At 71.8% G+C, this 16,651-nt stretch carries 15 protein-coding genes; 8 read left to right on the top strand and 7 right to left on the bottom strand.

The annotated features are described in order from the left end of the window. Nucleotides 1-35 precede the first annotated feature (35 nt). Nucleotides 36-1,382, bottom strand: coding sequence for a Na+/H+ antiporter NhaA (gene nhaA, locus ACZ6N8_RS27455; RefSeq protein WP_466013479.1), 1,347 nt, complete (start codon nucleotides 1,380-1,382; stop codon nucleotides 36-38). A gap of 336 nt (nucleotides 1,383-1,718) precedes the next feature. On the opposite strand from nhaA, the gene ACZ6N8_RS27450 reads away from it, so the two are divergent. Then, nucleotides 1,719-3,179 carry a tyrosine-protein kinase domain-containing protein gene (locus ACZ6N8_RS27450; RefSeq protein ID WP_357990384.1) on the top strand — a complete coding sequence of 487 codons (1,461 nt, stop codon included), beginning with the start codon at nucleotides 1,719-1,721 and terminating at the stop codon, nucleotides 3,177-3,179. Here the strand turns inward: ACZ6N8_RS27450 and ACZ6N8_RS27445 are convergent. After that, entirely contained in the window at nucleotides 3,160-3,714 is a 555-nt protein-coding gene (locus tag ACZ6N8_RS27445) for an arsenate reductase/protein-tyrosine-phosphatase family protein (RefSeq protein WP_466013477.1), read from the bottom strand. The genes ACZ6N8_RS27450 and ACZ6N8_RS27445 overlap by 20 nt on opposite strands. Before the next feature lie 168 nt (nucleotides 3,715-3,882). Between ACZ6N8_RS27445 and ACZ6N8_RS27440 the strand changes: the two genes are divergently transcribed. The 4 genes from ACZ6N8_RS27440 (at nucleotide 3,883) to ACZ6N8_RS27425 (ending at nucleotide 8,665) form a co-directional block, all read left to right on the top strand. Then, nucleotides 3,883-5,127 (top strand): glycosyltransferase family 4 protein, encoded by a 1,245-nt coding sequence (locus ACZ6N8_RS27440; RefSeq protein WP_466013475.1) that lies wholly within the window; start codon nucleotides 3,883-3,885, stop codon nucleotides 5,125-5,127. A 99-nt stretch (nucleotides 5,128-5,226) separates the two neighbouring features. Beyond that, a complete protein-coding gene (locus ACZ6N8_RS27435; RefSeq protein WP_466013473.1) occupies nucleotides 5,227-7,011 on the top strand; it encodes a DUF4012 domain-containing protein in 1,785 nt (594 codons plus the stop codon). Nucleotides 7,012-7,024: 13 nt separating this feature from the next. Next, complete coding sequence (locus ACZ6N8_RS27430; protein WP_466013471.1) at nucleotides 7,025-7,654, top strand: hypothetical protein; 630 nt, start codon at nucleotides 7,025-7,027, stop codon at nucleotides 7,652-7,654. A 423-nt stretch (nucleotides 7,655-8,077) separates the two neighbouring features. Continuing rightward, on the top strand, nucleotides 8,078-8,665 hold the full coding sequence (locus tag ACZ6N8_RS27425; protein ID WP_466013469.1) for a hypothetical protein: 588 nt from the start codon (nucleotides 8,078-8,080) through the stop codon (nucleotides 8,663-8,665). 58 nt (nucleotides 8,666-8,723) lie between these two features. Here the strand turns inward: ACZ6N8_RS27425 and ACZ6N8_RS27420 are convergent, their stop codons facing one another. Then, nucleotides 8,724-10,151 (bottom strand): MFS transporter, encoded by a 1,428-nt coding sequence (locus ACZ6N8_RS27420; protein ID WP_466013605.1) that lies wholly within the window; start codon nucleotides 10,149-10,151, stop codon nucleotides 8,724-8,726. A gap of 85 nt (nucleotides 10,152-10,236) precedes the next feature. Continuing rightward, the gene (locus ACZ6N8_RS27415; RefSeq protein WP_357990367.1) at nucleotides 10,237-10,473 is read right to left on the bottom strand and encodes a hypothetical protein; all 237 of its coding nucleotides are present in this window, start codon (nucleotides 10,471-10,473) and stop codon (nucleotides 10,237-10,239) included. A gap of 147 nt (nucleotides 10,474-10,620) precedes the next feature. On the opposite strand from ACZ6N8_RS27415, the gene ACZ6N8_RS27410 reads away from it, so the two are divergent. Beyond that, on the top strand, nucleotides 10,621-11,745 hold the full coding sequence (locus ACZ6N8_RS27410; protein ID WP_466013467.1) for a geranylgeranyl reductase family protein: 1,125 nt from the start codon (nucleotides 10,621-10,623) through the stop codon (nucleotides 11,743-11,745). 124 nt (nucleotides 11,746-11,869) lie between these two features. Then, the gene (locus tag ACZ6N8_RS27405; RefSeq protein ID WP_357990363.1) at nucleotides 11,870-12,043 is read left to right on the top strand and encodes a hypothetical protein; all 174 of its coding nucleotides are present in this window, start codon (nucleotides 11,870-11,872) and stop codon (nucleotides 12,041-12,043) included. Between the two features lie 60 nt (nucleotides 12,044-12,103). Here ACZ6N8_RS27405 and ACZ6N8_RS27400 read toward each other — a convergent pair whose 3' ends face one another. Further along, nucleotides 12,104-13,897, bottom strand: a complete 1,794-nt coding sequence (locus ACZ6N8_RS27400) for a bifunctional metallophosphatase/5'-nucleotidase (RefSeq protein ID WP_466013465.1) — start codon at nucleotides 13,895-13,897, stop codon at nucleotides 12,104-12,106. Nucleotides 13,898-14,065: 168 nt separating this feature from the next. Between ACZ6N8_RS27400 and ACZ6N8_RS27395 the strand changes: the two genes are divergently transcribed. Continuing rightward, complete coding sequence (locus ACZ6N8_RS27395) at nucleotides 14,066-14,968, top strand: SDR family oxidoreductase (RefSeq protein ID WP_466013463.1); 903 nt, start codon at nucleotides 14,066-14,068, stop codon at nucleotides 14,966-14,968. A 52-nt stretch (nucleotides 14,969-15,020) separates the two neighbouring features. Here the strand turns inward: ACZ6N8_RS27395 and ACZ6N8_RS27390 are convergent, their stop codons facing one another. After that, nucleotides 15,021-15,680 carry a nucleotidyl transferase AbiEii/AbiGii toxin family protein gene (locus tag ACZ6N8_RS27390; RefSeq protein WP_466013461.1) on the bottom strand — a complete coding sequence of 220 codons (660 nt, stop codon included), beginning with the start codon at nucleotides 15,678-15,680 and terminating at the stop codon, nucleotides 15,021-15,023. Beyond that, nucleotides 15,677-16,018, bottom strand: a complete 342-nt coding sequence (locus tag ACZ6N8_RS27385) for a hypothetical protein (protein ID WP_364364869.1) — start codon at nucleotides 16,016-16,018, stop codon at nucleotides 15,677-15,679. Before ACZ6N8_RS27385 ends, ACZ6N8_RS27390 begins: the two co-directional genes overlap by 4 nt. Between the last annotated feature and the right edge of the window lie 633 nt (nucleotides 16,019-16,651).

Genomic DNA, 16,651 nt, shown 5'->3' with positions numbered 1-16,651 from the left:
GGGGAGCGCGGGTCGGCGCCGGCCCGCGCTTCCGGTCATCGGCCGCCCGGGCGCTGGTAGACGTCGGGCACGCCGTCGCCGTCGGCGTCCACCCGTTCCCGTTCGGCGACGCGCCGGTACGCGGCGTTGCGCCGCAGCAGCACGACGGCGGCCATCCCGGCGGAGATCACCGAACCGGCCAGCACCGCGGTCTTCACCCGCCCGTCGGCGACCGTGCCGGCGCCGAAGGCCAGGTCGCCGATGAGCAGCGACACGGTGAACCCGACGCCGGCGAGCAGCGCGATGCCGAGCAGGTCGGCCCATCTGATGTCCTCGTCGAGTTCGGCGCGGGTGAACCGGGCCAGCAGCCAGGTCGACCCGAAGATCCCCACGCTCTTGCCCACGACCAGACCGGCGACGATGGCGATGACCACCGGGTCGGTCAGCAGAGCCCCCACGTCGGTGCCGCGCAGCGTGACGCCGGCCGCGAACAGGGCGAAGACCGGCACGGCGAAGCCTGCGGACACCGGCCGCCACAGGTGTTCCAGGTGCGCGGCGAGACCACCGGCGTCGTCGGTCGGGCGCGCGGCGCTCGACGGCTCGCCCGCCGGGCGGCGGGCCAGGACCGGCACGGTGAAGCCGAGCAGGACGCCGGCCACCGTGGCGTGCACACCTGAGGCGTGCACCAGCGCCCAGGTGGCCACCGCGAGGGGGATCAGCGCCCACCACCAGGTACGCCCCCGACGGACCAGCAGCGCGAAGATCGCGATCGGCACCAGCGCGGCGAGCAGCGGTACGGGATGGAAGTCGGCTGTGTAGAAGACCGCGATGATGGTGATCGCGAACAGGTCGTCGACCACGGCGAGGGTGAGCAGGAAGGCGCGCAGGCCCTGGGGCAGGTGGGAGCTCACCACGGCGAGCACGGCCAGCGCGAAGGCGATGTCCGTGGCGGTCGGGATCGCCCAGCCGCGTAGCCCCTCTCCGCCGCCGGCCACCACGACCGCCACGTAGATGAGCGCGGGCAGCAGCATTCCGCCGAGGGCGGCCACCACCGGCAGGGCCGCCCGTCGCGGGTCGCGCAGTTCCCCGACGACGAATTCGCGTTTGAGTTCGAGTCCCACCACGAAGAAGAAGATGGCCAGCAGGCCGTCCGCGGCCCAGGTGGCCAGGGAAAGGTCGAGGTGCCAGCGCGCGCCGGCGGGCCAGGGCACCCAGTCGCCGAGCCGCAGGTACGCGTCGGACCAGGGCGAGTTCGCCCAGATCAGCGCGATCACGGCGCCGAGCAGGAGCAGGGCGCCGCCGACCGTCTCGGTGCGCAGGACGTCGGCCAGGTGCCGCGCCTCGGGCCAGGACGACCGGGAGAACAGCCGGAACCGGTCGGCGGGCGGGGTGGGGTCGGCCATGTGCGGGGTTCACCTCGGGTGTCGGGACGGCAGGAATCCGTTCGCCGACCAGACTTCCCGGCACACCGCTGTCGACCCTATCCGGGCGCGCGCGCCGCGGCGACCGCGGGGGCCGAACGGACACCGCCTGATCGGTTGGCGACTTTTCCCCGATGTCGCCGCTGCCGAATGGCCTTCTGTCGGGTTGGTCATGTCGGCGCACATGTCGTCGCCGAAAATACATAACTCCGGACATAAGCCGTATGAGCGGCTTTAATGGTTTCACGAGTTTAAGACGACCTTGGGGGTTTTCGTGAAGTTCTTTGGCGTAACCGGATCGGCACGGAGGCGCGCCTGATGGACCTGCTCCGCCAATTGCGGCACGTACGTCGGCACTGGTGGCTCGTGCTGGTCACGGTCATGGTCGCTCTGGGTCTCTCGGCGTTCTTGACCGTACGGGCCCAACCCCGGTACGTCGCCTCGGTGACGTTCTTCGTCACCACCCCCAACCAGGGCGTCACCGACGCCTACCAGGGCGGGCTCTTCCTGCAGCAGCGCGTCAAGTCGTACGCCGACCTGCTCACCAGCGACCGGCTGGCGCAGAGCGTGGTGGCCGAGACCCCGGTCGGGCTCACCGCGGATGAGGTGCAGCGCCGGGTGAGCACCACCACCGAGGCCGGCACCGTCCTGCTGCGGGCGTCGATCACCGACACCGACCAGACCCGCGCCCTGCGGGTGACCGAGACCCTCGCCGCGAAGTTCGTCGACCTCGTGCAGAAGGTGGAGACGCCACCAGAGGGCAAGGCCCCGATCAAGATCGAGGTGGTGAGCGGCCCACGGGTCAGCGCCAGCCCCGTCTCACCCCAGCCGGTACGGAACCTCACCCTCGGTGGGCTGATCGGCCTGGTGCTCGGCGTCGGCCTGGCGATCCTGCGCGGCGTGGCCGACATCCGGCTGCGCGACGCCGCCGGCCTGCAACGGGCCACCGGCAGTCCGCTGCTCGGTGAGATCCCGTTCGAGAGCAGCGCCCGTACCTCGCCGCTGATCGTCGGCGACGCCGCGACCTCGGCGCGCGCCGAGGCGGTCCGCAAGCTGCGGACCAACCTGCGCTTCGTGGACGTGCACGAGCCGGCCCGGGTCATCGCCGTCACCAGCGCCCTGCAGGGCGAGGGCAAGACCACGCTCTCCTGCAACCTGGCCATCGCTCTGGCGGAGGCCGGCTGGCGGGTCCTGCTCGTCGACGCCGACCTGCGCCGACCCAAGGTCGACGAATACCTGGGCCTGGACGCCGGCGTCGGCCTGACCGACGTGCTTGTCGGCGACGTGCAGGTCGGCGACGTGGTGCAGCGCTGGGGCGACAAGTCCCTGCTGGTGCTGCCCAGCGGCTCGGCCCCGCCGAACCCGAGCGAGCTGCTCGGCTCCAAGGCGATGGCCGATCTGTTGCTGGCGCTGCGCGAGTCGGCGGACATCGTGATCATCGACACCGCCCCGCTGCTCGCGGTGACCGATGGTGTGGTCGTGGCCGTGCAGGCCGACGGCGCGCTGCTGGTGAGCCAGCAGGGTCGCACCTCGCGTACCCAGGTGGCCGCCGCGGCCCGTTCGCTGCACTCGGTCTCGGTGCGGCTGCTGGGCTGTGTGCTGAACATGGCCAAGGTGGCCAAGGCCGAGGCGTACCAGTACGAGGCCTACCGGGTGGTCGCGTCGACCGCCACGCCGTCGGTGCCGACCGACCGGGCCACCGCGGCCAAGCACAGCGAGAGCAACGGGGTCAACGGCGTCAGCGACCGCACCCAGGAGCTCACCCGGCTGCCCCGATGAGCGCGGCGAGGGGTCGCAGCGACCGTTCGATCTCCTCGGCGCAGCGTCGGAAGTCGGCGGCGGTGCCGCCGATCGGGTCCCGGAGGTCATCCGCGTCGGGGGCGGCGGGTTGCAGCCGCCCCCGGGCGCGGGTGGCGGCGGCGATCGCGGCTCCCAGCGGGTCGTCGGCCGGCTCGGTGGCCGGTTCGGCCGCCGCGGCCAGCCGGCCGAACTGGAGCATCGTGAACGTCCGGTGCAGCGCCGCCGGCGCCAGCGAGGTGCAGACCGAGCGCTGGCGCCGGGTCGCGGTCAGCACCAGCGTCGCGTCGGCCAGGTATTCGGCCCGCAGCGTCCGGCTCCGGAAGTCCGCCGGGTCCGCGCCGCTCTCGGCCGCGACCTGGATGGCGTACGGATGCATGGTCATGCCGTCCATCGCGTCGGTGCCGGCGCTGGCCACGGTGACCGGCTGGTCGGCGAGCAGGCGACGGGCCAGGTACTCGGCCATCGGCGATCGGCACAGGTTGGCGTGGCAGACGAACAGCACGCGGTCGGCCATCGGTGTCCCTTCCGTCGGTGCGGACCCGGCTGGGCGCACCGCGAGGGCGGTGCGTCGACGCCGGTGGCCGCGCGGGGAGGGGTTGTCGGCATCGTACGCGGGCCGGGTGCCGGCGGGGTGCGGTGCCGCGCCGACCGGGGTCGATCCGCTGTGGACGGCGGTGTCCCGGTGAAGATCGGCATCCTGTCGTACCACTTCCCGCCCGAACCGGCGTTCATCCCGGGGAGCCTCGCCGAGGCGCTGGCCGCGCGGGGGCACGAGGTACGGGTGCTCACCGGCTTCCCGGACTATCCCGGCGGGCACGTCTACCCGGGCTGGAGGCAGCGCTGGCACCACGAGACGCACAGTGAACGGCTGACCGTCCGGCGCGTGCCGAGGTACACAGGTGCGGGCGCCTCCACCGGCGCCCGGATGGCCAGTTACCTGTCCTTCGCGGGCAGCGCCACGATGGCCGCGCGCCGTGTCCTTCGCGATGTCGACGCGCTGTACGTCTTCCAGCTGCCGGCCACCACGTTCGCCGCGGCCGGGGTGTTGCGGCTGCTCGGGCGGGTGCCGACGGTGCTGCACGTCCAGGACGTCTGGGCGCGCGACGGCGCCGCCGAGGCGGCCGAGGGGCGGTGGGCGACGCGGATGTCCGCCGCGATGACGAGGATCTACCGGTCCGCCGCGCGGGTGGCGGTGGCCGCGCCGTCCATGCGGGACCTGGTGGTCGCCGCCGGCGCCGATCCGGCACGGGTCCAGGTGGTGCTGAACTGGACCGACGAGCGGATCTTCCATCCGGCGACGCCTGACGCCGCGGCCCGCCAGCTGGTCCGCCGCGACGGTAGGTGCGTGGTGATGCACGCCGGCACGATCGGCGTCCGGCAGGGGCTGGAGACGGCGGTGCGGGCGGCGGCGGCGCTGGACCGGACGATGGATCTGGTCCTGGTCGGCTCGGGTGGCGAGGAGCGGCGGGTGCGGGGGCTCGCCGCCGAGTTGGGCGCGGAGAACGTCCGCTTCGTGGAGCGGCGCTCGCCTGTCGACATGCCGCAGTTGTACGCCGCCGCCGACTACCAGCTGGTGATGTTGCGGGATCTGCCGGAGTTGCGGGGCATGGTGCCCGGCAAGCTGCAGGCCGCGCTCTCCTGTGCCGCGCCGGTGGTGGCCTCGGCCGGCGGCGATACCGCCGAGTTGGTCGAGCGGGCCCGGGCGGGGCTGTCCTGCCCGCCGGAGGACTGGGCCGCGCTGGCCGACCGGTTCTGGTTGGCCGCGACGATCCCCGGTCCGGCGCGGGTCGAGATGGGTCGCCGGGGGCGTGCGGCGTACCTGCGGGAGATGTCGTTGCCGGCCGGGGTCGACCGGATCGAGCGGCTGCTGTACGAGGCGGCCGGTCGTGTCGAGGAGCTCGCGGCTCCGCGAATGAACCTCGCGTAAGCGACGAGAAATGCCATAACGGTACGAGAGTGCGCGATGCGTGCTAAGAACGTCAGGGGAAATCGGACTTTGTGTCCGGTTCCGGATGGGGAGTGTGGTGTGACGGAGAGCGAACGGCCTCGCCGGCGGCGTAGCCGGTCCCGGCGTCGCCGACGGGCGCGACTGCGACGGGCGCTGCTCGGCGCCCTGGTGGTCGCGTCGCTGCTGCTGACGGTGGGAGGCTGGGTCGGCTTTCGTGGGTGGCAGGCGCGCTCGCACCTGCTCAACGCCGCCGGTCTGGCGCGGGAGCTGAGCGCCCAGGTGGTCGGCGGGGACACCGACCGTGCCCTGCGGACACTCGCCGCCCTCCAGGAGCAGGCCGGCGCGGCCCGAGCCGCGACCAACGACCCGGGCTGGGCGCTCGGCCGGCACACGCCGATCGCTGGCGACGACCTCGACGCCGTGCGGCAGATCGCGGTCGCCATCGACGAGTTGGCCCGGCACGCGTTCCCGACCCTGCTCCGGACGGACCTGACCAGCCTCGTCCCGACCGACGGCCGGCTGGACCTGGCCCGGCTGACCTCGGTCTCCACCGAACTGTCAGGGGTGAACGAGGCGGTGCAGCGCACCCGGCGCGACCTGGCCGAGGTGCCCGCCGACCGGCTCGTCAGCCAGATCCGCCAGGCGCTTACCGACCTGCGTGGTGAGATCGACCGCCTGGCCGGCCTGAGCACCGCCGCCGACCAGGGTGCCCGGCTGCTGCCGCCGCTGCTCGGCATGCACGGCTCGCGGAAGTACCTGCTTGTCTCGCAGAACCTCGCCGAGTTGCGGGCGACCGGCGGCATGTTCGGCGCGTACGCGATGATCGAGGCCGAGAACGGCGCGGTCAAGATGGGCCTGCAGGGCAGCAGCGCGTCCCTGGGCCGGTTCACGCCGGCGTTGAAGCTGCCGGCGGAGACCCGCGCGATCTGGACCGACCTGCCCGGCATCTATCCCGCAGACGTCAACCTGAGCCCGCACTTCCCGACGGCCGCCGCGCTGTACCGGGAGATGTTCCGGCGCAAGACCGGGACGACTGTCGACGGTGTGCTCGCCGTCGACCCGGTGGTGCTGTCCTATCTGCTCAAGGCGACAGGGCCGGTGCTGGTTCCGGGCGGCGTGCCGCTGGCCAGCGAGAAGGTCGTGCAGACCCTGCTCAACGACAGCTACCAGCGGCTTGACGTCCGGGAGCAGGACAGGTTCTTCGCCTCCTCGGCAGCCGCGGTGTTCGACGCCTTTTTCAAGAAGAATGTCAACCCACGGGTGTTGTTGTCCGCATTTGACCGTGCTATCACGGAACGCCGGATATTGTTCTGGAGTGCCCGACCTGAGGAACAGCGGACGTTCGGCGACAGCCGGATGGCCGGGACGCTTCCGGAACAGGACACCGTGCCGACCGTCGGCGTGTTCCTCAACGACGGCAGCGGCGCGAAGCTCGGCTACTACCTGCGGCCGACGGCGAACCTGACGGTGGGCGAATGCCGACCCGACGGTCGCCGCGAGCTCCGGTTGCGGGTGACCCTGCGCTCGACGGCGCCGAAGTCCGGACTCAGCGAGTCCGTCCTCGGCCTCGGCCTGGCTGGTGATCCGTACACCGCACGAACCCTGGTGTCGATCTTCAGTCCGGCGGGGGGAGCGGTGCTCGAGGCCCGGCTCGACGGGGTCGAGACGGCGCTCGGCAGCGGCACGGAACGCCGCCGGCAGGTGGCGACCGCCAGTGTCGACGTCGGCCCCGGCTCCGAACGGGCGCTGGAGGTCACCGTGCTGACGGCCAAGACCGGCGTCGGACAGGCCGAGCTGTGGCTGACCCCCACCGCCAGCCCTTGGACCACCCAAGTTCATTCCGCACCAAGCTGTGACCAGTAGGAGGGAACCAATCATGCGGCTATCCCGCATCATCATGGCGCTCACGGTCGGTCTGGCCGTGGTGGCCGTGCCGACGGCAGCGGGGGCGGCACAGCCGCAGCCGACGCCCAGCGCGACCACCGATCCGCCCCAGCCGCCGCCGTACCCGCCGGCTGCCGCATCGCTGACCGTCAACCGGCCGACGATCTTCCTCGGTGAGACGGTCGTGCTGACCGGCACCGGCTTCGGCCCGAACGAGACGGTCGACATCTCGGTGACGGTGACACCGCTGGCCGCTCCCGCGGCCGGTCAGGCGCCGGCGCGTCGTAGCGACGGCACCACAGTCGCCATGGCGCCGGTGGCGTACCAGGCGAGCGCGCCGCTGAACTTCACGGCGTTCACCGACGCCCAGGGCCGCTTCACCAGGAGCTACCGGCCGTCGGTGACGGGTCTGCTGACCTTCACCGCCACCGGTCGGGAGTCCGGCCGGACCGCCAGCACCGAGCTGCGCGTGCTGCACAAGAAGCAGCCGCTGCCAGTCACCGGTGACAGCATCGGCACGCCCATGAAGCTGGGCGGCGGCCTCGTCGGTGCCGGCGCGCTCATGTTGCTGCTGACCCTGGCCTGGCGTCGTCGCCAGCGCTTCGGCGGGGCTGCGCACTGATCGGCACCATCACCGGGCAGTGCCCGGATCTCACCTGAGGCTGGTGCCCGCCGGATTCGTCCGGCGGGCACCAGCCCGTCCTGCGTGCGGGATGTCGGCATCGTCCGCGTCGGCGCCGCCTGGGCGGTGCGTCCCGGTCTGAGCCGTGACCGGCCGCACCCCTGCGACGGAATGGCCGCGGGCCGGGGGCCGTTACACACCCCGACGATGGCAGGACCACGGGTCCGCCGGCCCGACCGTCCGCCCCCGGGAATGACCCCCGGCCGCCGGCCGTTACACCCGGTCCGGCACCGCGAGCCCCCCGCTCGCGGAGGTCGGGACCCAAAACTTCCCCCGTGTACGCGCAGCGCCGGACGAGGTGCTCACACCCGGCTCCACCCATCGGTGGCAGCGGGTGGACCTACCCCCGAAGGAGCTACCCCCATGAACACGATCATGCGCAAGAGTGTGCTGTCGGTTGCTGGTATGGCGTTCGTCGGTGGCGTGTTCGCCGGCCCGGTCGCCCACGCCGTCAACAACCCCGTCGGCGATGCCAGGCCGGTGGCGGTCGTGCAGGCCGACAAGCCGGACATCGGCACGCTGATCCCGCACGGCACCCAGGGCGCCCAGTCGCACATCGACCTGAACGACGAGCAGACCGCGAACGTCAAGGCGATCATCGCCGCGACGAAGAAGGCGGGCCTGCCCGAGCGGGCGGCGGTCATCTCGATCGCGACGAGCCTGCAGGAGTCGAAGCTGGAGAACCTGGGCCACCTCGGCGACGCCAATGACCACGACTCGCTGGGCCTGTTCCAGCAGCGTCCGTCCAGTGGTTGGGGTACGCCGGAGCAGATCACCGACCCCGAGTACTCGACGATGGCGTTCCTCAAGGGTCTGAAGCAGGTCGACGGCTGGCAGGACATGCCGCTGACCGTCGCCGCGCAGACGGTGCAGGTCTCGGCCTACCCGGACGCGTACGCGCAGTGGGAGCAGCAGGCCGCTGACCTGGTCGCCCAGTACTGGAACAGCTGACACGCAGATGGCCGGCACCCCGACCCGGGGTGCCGGCCATCGGCGTACCCCATGGTCGTCAGCCCTTGCGCAGGATGTCGACAAGGGCGGCGACCAGCGCGAGCGCGATGATCCCGGTGGCCAGCACGAGTGACGTCTCGAAGGCGGTGGTCCAGTTGCCGCGGCTGTCGGCGAGTGCGGAGAAGAACATCGAGCCGACCGCGGCGATGCCCGCCGCGGCGCCGATCCGCTGACCGGTCTGGAGCATGCCCGCTCCGCTGCCCGCCTGGTGCACGGGCACCTGGGCGAGGGTGAGTGTCTGGTTGGGGGCGATCACCAGCCCGCTGCCGATCCCGGCGACGAGCAGGGGAGCGGCGGTGACCCAGGGCGCCGGGGCGTCCGGCGCGAGGCGGAGCGCGACGACCGTCGCGGCCAGGCCGATGACCACGGCGAGCAGTCCGATCCCGACAAGCGGTCGGCCGAACCGGTTGACGATACGTCCGCCCAATGCGGACGCGGCGGCAGACCCGAGGGCGAACGGTGTGATGGCCAGGCCGGCGACGAGCGCGCTGTAGCCGAGGCCGTTCTGCAGGTACAGGGTGAAGACGAAGAAGATCGCGGTGAAGCCACCGAAGTAGATGAGCGCGATGAGTGCGCCCAGCGAGTACGACCGGAAGCTGAACAGCTTCAGGTCGAACAGGGGCTCATGGTGGCGTGCGTACGCGCGCTCCCAGAGCCCGAACGCGACGAGGACCGCGAGGCCGGCCGGGATGAGCGCCCACTTCCAGGGGGTCTGCCACTGCTGTTGCTGCACAAGTGGCAGCAGGAGCAGGACCACGCCCACGCCGAGCAGCAGTACGCCCACGGGGTCGAGCCGCCGCCGGTCCGGCGTGCCCTCGGGGCGGCTGGGCAGCAGTCGCCAGCCGAGGATGACCGCGAGGATGCCGACGGGCACGTTGACGAAGAAGACCCACCGCCAGCCGTGCGCCTCGCCGCCGACGGCGATGAGCAGTCCGCCGAGCAGGGGCCCGACGGCCGTGGAGATACCGATCGTGGCGCCGAGCAGCCCGAACGGGCGGGCGCGTTCCGACCCCCGGAACAGCTGCTGGATCAGCCCGGTCACCTGCGGGTTGACCACGCCTGCCGCGGCGCCCTGGAGCAGCCGGGCCGCGACCAGCCAGGTCGGTGAGGTGGCCAGGCCGGCGAGCGCGCTGGTGAGGGTGAACAGGGAGATGCCGAACACGAACGCGTTGCGCCGTCCGCGGGCGTCGCCGAAGCGACCGGCGGGCACGAGGACCAGGCCGAAGGTGAGCGCGTACCCGGACAGGACCCACTGGAGGTCACTCGGTGAGGCGTGCAACGCCCGGTCGATGGACGGCACCGCGACGTTGACGATGCTCACGTCGAGCAGCGTCATGAACGCGGCGACCAGGCCGACCCCGAGAGCCTGCCAGCGTCTGCGGTTCTCGGCGGCGTCGAGTGGCTGGGGCGCCTGCGCCGTGCTCATCGCGCCGCCCGCCGACCGGTGATCGTCCATTTCTGCTCGCTACCCCGGTCGCCGGGGGCCGAATCGCCGCGGGCGGTCCCTCGGATCACGCCATCTGGCGGGCGCAGAACCGGGGGCCGAAGTCGAGGCCGGCCAGCGGGGAGTCCTCGCGGTGCAGCAGACCCTTCTCGGTGAGCTGGTGCAGTGGGGCGTGCACCTGCTCCTCGGTCAGTCCGGCCTCCTCGCTGATGAGGTCGGGGTACGGCACGTGCCCGCGCTGTTCGAGCGTGGTGACCGCCTGGTACACCCGTTGCTCGACCTCCGACAGCTGCACCTGCTGCATGATCTCCTCCTTTGTCCGTCCGCTCCGCGCGGACGTTCGCGCAGCGTCGGGTACCCCCTCGGGCAGCGAAGATGCCCACCCGATCGGGCGGTCGAGGCGGCGTGCCGCAGCCGGTCCGCGCGGCGTGCGGTGCCCTAGGCTGCAACCGTGATCATCTGGGATCTCATCGTCGTCGGCGCCGGCCCCGCCGGGCTCTCCGCGGCCCACGCCGCCGCCCGGGCGGGCGTGCGCACCCTGGTCGTCGAGCGGGCCGCGCACCCGAGGTACAAGACGTGCGGTGGTGGCCTGATCGGCACGTCGCTGACCGCCGTCCGGGACCGGATTGAGGTGCCGGCGCGCGACCTGGTGGATCGGGTGACGTTCACCAGGGACGGTCGCCGGGAGTTCACCCGCCGGCACGGCAGCCCGGTGGTGACCATGGTGCGCCGGGATGAGTTCGACGACCGGTTGCGCGCGGCGGCTGTCGCCGCCGGCGCGCAGGTCCGCGAGCAGGTCGCGGTCCGTGCGATCGAGCAGGACCCCGATCAGGTACGCCTGCGACTGGCCGACGGTACGACGCTCACGGCGCGGACGGTGATCGGAGCGGACGGGTCGTCCGGGGTGACAGCCCGGCACGTGGGGGTGCGGTACCGGCAGGTGGATCTCGGTCTGGAGTTGGAGGTGCCGGTGCCGCCGGCGGAGCAGGAGCGGTGGCGGGGGCGTCTGCTGCTGGACTGGGGGGCGATGCCCGGCTCCTATGCGTGGGTCTTCCCCAAGGGGGAGCGCCTGACGGTCGGGGTGATCGCGGCCCGGGGCGCGGGGGAGGGGACGCGGGAGTATCTGCGGCGCTTCGTCGACCGGTTGGGGTTGACCGGGCTGCCGGCGGAGCACGACTCCGGTCATCTGACGCGCTGCCGCGAGGAGGATTCCCCGCTGCGTGCCGGTCGGGTGCTGGTGGCCGGTGACGCGGCGGGGCTGTTGGAGCCGTGGAGCCGCGAGGGCATCAGCTTCGCGCTGCGCTCCGGGGAGTTGGCAGGCGTGGCTGTCGCCGCCGGCGAGCTGGACGGGTACGAGCGGGCGGTGGCCGAGCGTCTGGTGCCGGAGATGCGGGCGGGGTTCCGGCTGCTCGACGTGTTCACCAGTCGTCCGCTGGTGTTCCACGCGCTGCTGGCGACCCCGCCGGGTTGGCGGATGTTCGTGCAGTTCTGTCAGGGGCGGGCGAGCTTCGCCGAGATGCTGGAGCGCTGGCCGATCCGGGCGGCGCTCGCCACGCTGGACCGGTTGCCCGGCTGATCGCCGTCCCCCATTCACCCAGGATCCTAGGACGGCTTACAGGGTGTGCCGCACCCGAACGGCGGAGCGACCTTCCACGGACGCGCCGGTCGCCGGACAATGGCGGGGGAGCAGGGAGGTGGCGATGGCCGAGCAGCCGTTCACCGATGACGAGTACGCGTTTCTGCGCCACGTGCGGTTCGGGGAGCTGCCGCCCGCCGTCCGCCCCGACGACCGGGTCGCGTTGACCGAGACGGACCCGGGGCGTGACGGGCCGGACAGGGCCGAGGATCCGGTCCGCTGGAACGTGCAGGGCTGAGAACGCGCGACGGGCCGCGGGTGATCACCACCCACGGCCCGCCCCGACCTGTCGCTCCGGTCAGAAGACCGGCACGCCCTCGCGCACGAGACGCCAGTTCGGCTGGAAGAAGTCGGCCGGGTCGATCGTCCCCCTGGCCTGCGCCCAGTCGATGAGCAGCTGGCGGATCTCCTGCTGCGCGTTGTAGACCTGGGTCTTGACGATGCCGGGGAAGTTGCCGCCGCCGCTGCGCCGGTAGTTGTTCACCGCCATCACGAACTGCGCGTTGTCATCCACCGGGGTGTCGGTCCCGGGCAGCACCAGGCGGGTGATCCGCTGGCCGACCGGCCTGGAGATGTCGATGTCGTAGTCAAGGCCGGAGATCACGTCGTAGTTGTAGTCCGGCACCGCGGGCGAGTCGCTGATCTGCTCGGTGTCCACCGGGGCGCCCGGGGCGAGCGTCCGGAAGTACTTCGCCGAGTACTCCAGGTACGCGCGCACCTCGGCGCCGCTGAGCACGACCGCCTCAAGGGTGTTGTCGAACACGTAGAGTCCGGCCACGTCGCGGATCTTGACGTCCCCGGCGGGGAAGACAGCGGTGCGGCTGAACGGCGATGCCTGCGACAGCACCGGCAGGTCGGCGTACTGCGTGCCGGCCAGTGCCTTGGTGACGGTCTCGGCCTGGACGTGGTTGATGAAGTCCAGGATGGGCGTGTCCTTGTACCGCGACTCCACGGTGGACATCTCCACGGTGGCCTGGGCGACCACCTGGTTGACGTACGTGATGGTCTTCTGGTGCTGGGCCCGTACGGCGGCGAGCACCTTCGGGTCCTCGACCACCGTGTTGGTGTTCAGCATGGTGGCGGCCTTCTTCGTGATCGTCCACCGGCCCCGCTCGCGCGCGAGGGTGAAGTCCATCCTGGTGAGCCGCTGGCCCCACTTCGACGGCTCGGAGAGCAGCACCTGAGCGCCGGTGCGCTCGTTGGTGACGAACCGCTCGACCACCTCGTTGTGCGCGTGCCCGAAGAGGATCGCGTCGATGCCCGGCACCTGCTGGGCGATCAGCGCCACCGGGTTCTCGTTCGGCAGCTCCGGGCCGTAGCTGGACGTGCCGCTGTCGCCGCCGTGCGCCGAGATCAGCACCAGGTCCGCGCCGCGGGCACGCATGATCGGCACGTACTTCGCCGCCGTGGCGACCATGTCGTCGAACCGCAGCCGGCCCTCGACGTTGCCCTTGTCCCAGATGGCCACGCCGGGGTTGGTCAGGCCGAGGATGCCGACCCGCAGGGTCGGCGCGGCGAAGCCGAGGGAGACCTTCTTGATGACGTACGGCTGGAACGCCGGCTTGCCGGTCTTCGCGTTGACGGCGTTCGCCGCGAGCGCCGGGAAGCCGAGCTGGCGGATCCACAGGTCCAGCAACGGCAGACCGTAGTTGAACTCGTGGTTGCCGAGCGTAACCGCGTCGTAGTCGATGATGTTCATGGCGCGGGCCATCGGGTGCTTCTCACCGGTGGCGGTGATCGGCTCCTGCTTGGCGTAGAACGTCGCGAGGGGAGTGCCCTGGATGGTGTCGCCGGCGTCGAGCACAAGCGTCGCCCTACCGCGCCGCTCGGCGCGGATCTGGTTGATCAGAGTGGCGAGCTTCGCGACGCCGATGTCGTTGTGCTTGCTGTCGTCGTACTCGGCGTCGCGGTAGTAGTCCCAGTTGTAGACGTTGCCGTGGGTGTCCGACGTGCCCAGGAGGGTGAGGTCCCAGGTGCGTGACCGGGCCGGGCCGGCCGCCTGCGCGGGGGCGGCGGCGATCAGCGGGGCGGTCGCCGCCGCGGCCGCGGCGGCGAGCACCTGGCGACGCGACGGGCCGGAGGGAGAGGTCATGAGATGCCTTTCCAAGGGGGTGGACGCGCCTCGTGGGCGCCTGGCGCACCATAACCACAGTCGGTCACTCCTGCCACGTCAGCCCCGGTTTCCGCAGGCCGTCGCCGGGTAGGGCGGTGGGGAACGGTTGTCGCGGGGAAGGAACCCGCGCGGTGCGAGGAGACGTCGGTGAGTGAGGACCAGCACACCCAGCAGGACCCGACCAGCCAGTACGGCCAGCAGTCCGGCCAGCCCGGGCAGCAGCAGTCGCCGCCCGGCTCGACCGCGGAGATGACGCCGAAGCCTGACCACGGGGAGGACACGTACCGGGGCAGCGGCAAGCTCGACGGCAAACGGGCGCTGATCACCGGTGGTGACTCGGGGATCGGCAGGGCCATCGCGATCGCGTACGCCCGGGAGGGCGCCGACGTGGTCATCTCCTACCTGAGCGAGGAGGAGGACGCCGACGCCCGGGAGACCATCGGGCTGGTCGAGGACGCCGGCCGGCGGTGTGTCGCGGTGCGCGGCGACATCACCGACGAGGCGCACTGCCAGGAACTCGTCGACCGCACGGTGCGTGACCTGGGCGGCATCGACATCCTCGTGAACAACGCGGCCTACCAGATGTCGCAGGACAAGGGGATCCTCGGGATCAGCACCGAGCAGTTCGACCGGGTGCTCAAGACCAACCTGTACGCGATGTTCTGGCTGTGCAAGGCCGCCATCCCACACCTGCCCGAGGGGTCGGCGATCATCAACACGGCGTCGATCCAGGCGTTCGACCCGTCACCGCAGCTGCTCGACTACGCCACCACCAAGGCGGGGATCGCCAACTTCACCAAGGCACTCGCCGCCGACCTCGCCGAGCAGGGCATCCGGGTCAACGCGGTGGCACCCGGCCCGGTCTGGACGCCGCTGATCCCGGCGACCATGCCGAAGGAGAAGGTGGAACAGTTCGGCACCGACACCCCGGAGGGCCGGCCCGGTCAGCCGGCGGAGCTGGCCCCCGCGTACGTCTTCTTCGCCTCGCAGGAGTCCAGCTACGTCACAGGTGAGATCCTCGGCGTCACGGGCGGTCGACCGACCAAGTGACCCGCCGACGGGCGGGTGGCCCCGGGCCGCCCGCCCGCACGGTGTGCGGTGGTCAGCGTGGCCAGGTGGCGAAACGCTCCCGGACCCGGGCCACGTCGGCGACGCCCAGGCCGTACCGGCCGAAGCGCTGCTCGGACAGCCGGTCGAGGTAACGGCCGGCGGCCCGCACGTCGTCCGGGTCCAGCGCCGGGTCGACCTGCCGGGCCAGCACCAGCAACTCGGTCACGTCGTAGTGCTCCAGTGCCGCAGCCACGTCGATGAAGTCGCGGACCTCCCGCCGGTTGACCAGCGCCGCGACCTTGTTGGCCACCAGGTCGCGGACGTCCATGACCGGGCCGAGATCCATCACCACGGGGCTCTGCTGCCGGTCCAGCCGGGCCAGGCTGAGCCGGATCTGCCGCCCGTCACGGCCCACCACGAAGTCCTTCATGTCCCGCTCGTACCCGTCGAACAGCTCGGCGAGGTCACTGTCCGGGTCGGCGTCGGTGACGGTGAACCCGGCCCGCTCCAACGCCACACGCACGCCGGCGGAGGCCGCCGCGGCGGCACCCTCGACGTCGGCGAACAGGTCGACGTCCTCCGTCGGGCGGGCGACGAGGCCGTGCGCGGCCCAGGCCACCCCGCCGCCCAACACGAAGCGGTACGGGCCGGCGGCGGCCAACGCCACCCGGGCCACCTCCCGGTAGAACTCGTGCAGATGCGGCGCGATCACGCCGCCCGCAGGCCCCGGTGGCGGCTCTCCCACGCCAGGCGTACGCCCCGAGGCAGGTTGAGCAGCCGCCACACCCGCCGCAGCGTCCGACCGTTGATCAGGACGCGCAGGTCCTCGGCGCGGGTGGTTTCCCGCAGCACGTTCTCGTACATCCACAGCAACTGGTCGGGGTCGCCGAGGTCGAAGGTGCGTTCCGCGTTCCACATCAACCGCACCGGCAACTCCACCACCCCCCGGGTGGGGCCGGCCAGCTCGGCGAGCGTCCGCGCCACCACGGCGGGGCGACCCGGGCGGGCCAGGAAGGCCACGCCGGTCGCGGTGGGGGAGACGGCCTGCATGGTGTCAGGGTAACGCCCGGCAGTCCGGGTGTCGCTCAACCAGGTTCTCGCCGGGTCGGTTGCCTCGCCGACCGGGTGGGCCGCCGGGTGGACATGTGGTGGTGCTGACGCGCTCGGTTGGTGGTGGTGCCAGTTCGGCGACGTGGGGTGTCCTGTGCGTCGGGATGGCCCGATGTCGGAGATGCCGGACGGATCAACGGCGGGTCGCCGCTCGGCTCCAGGTGGGGTGAGTGTTATGTCCGGTCCTGGGGTGTCTGGGTTGTGACCGGGGGCATCCGTGCGGCGGAATCGTGGCGGGCCGGGGGTCGTTACACACCCTGACGATCGCAGGACCACGGCCACTCGGCCCCGGCCTCACGGGGTTGGAATGCCCGGCCAGGCCCGGTCGTTGCAGACCTCCCGGGCACCGCCAAGATGCGGGTGCCGCCGGATGGGCCGCCCCCCGGAATGACCCCGGCCCCCGGGTCGTTACACCCAGACCCCGGCGCCGTGAGCCCCCCGGCTCGCAGGCCGCCGATCTTCCCCCAGTCTTTGTGCAGCGCCGGACGAGGTGCTCACACCCGGCTTGTCACGCGGGTGTTTCCTACCCCCGAAGGAGCTACCCCCATGAACACGATCATGCGTAAGAGTGTG

This window comes from Micromonospora sp. NPDC047521, from assembly GCF_055587305.1.
Note: the sequence above shows the minus strand (reverse complement) of the source record. Positions and strands in the feature narration are given on the sequence as shown.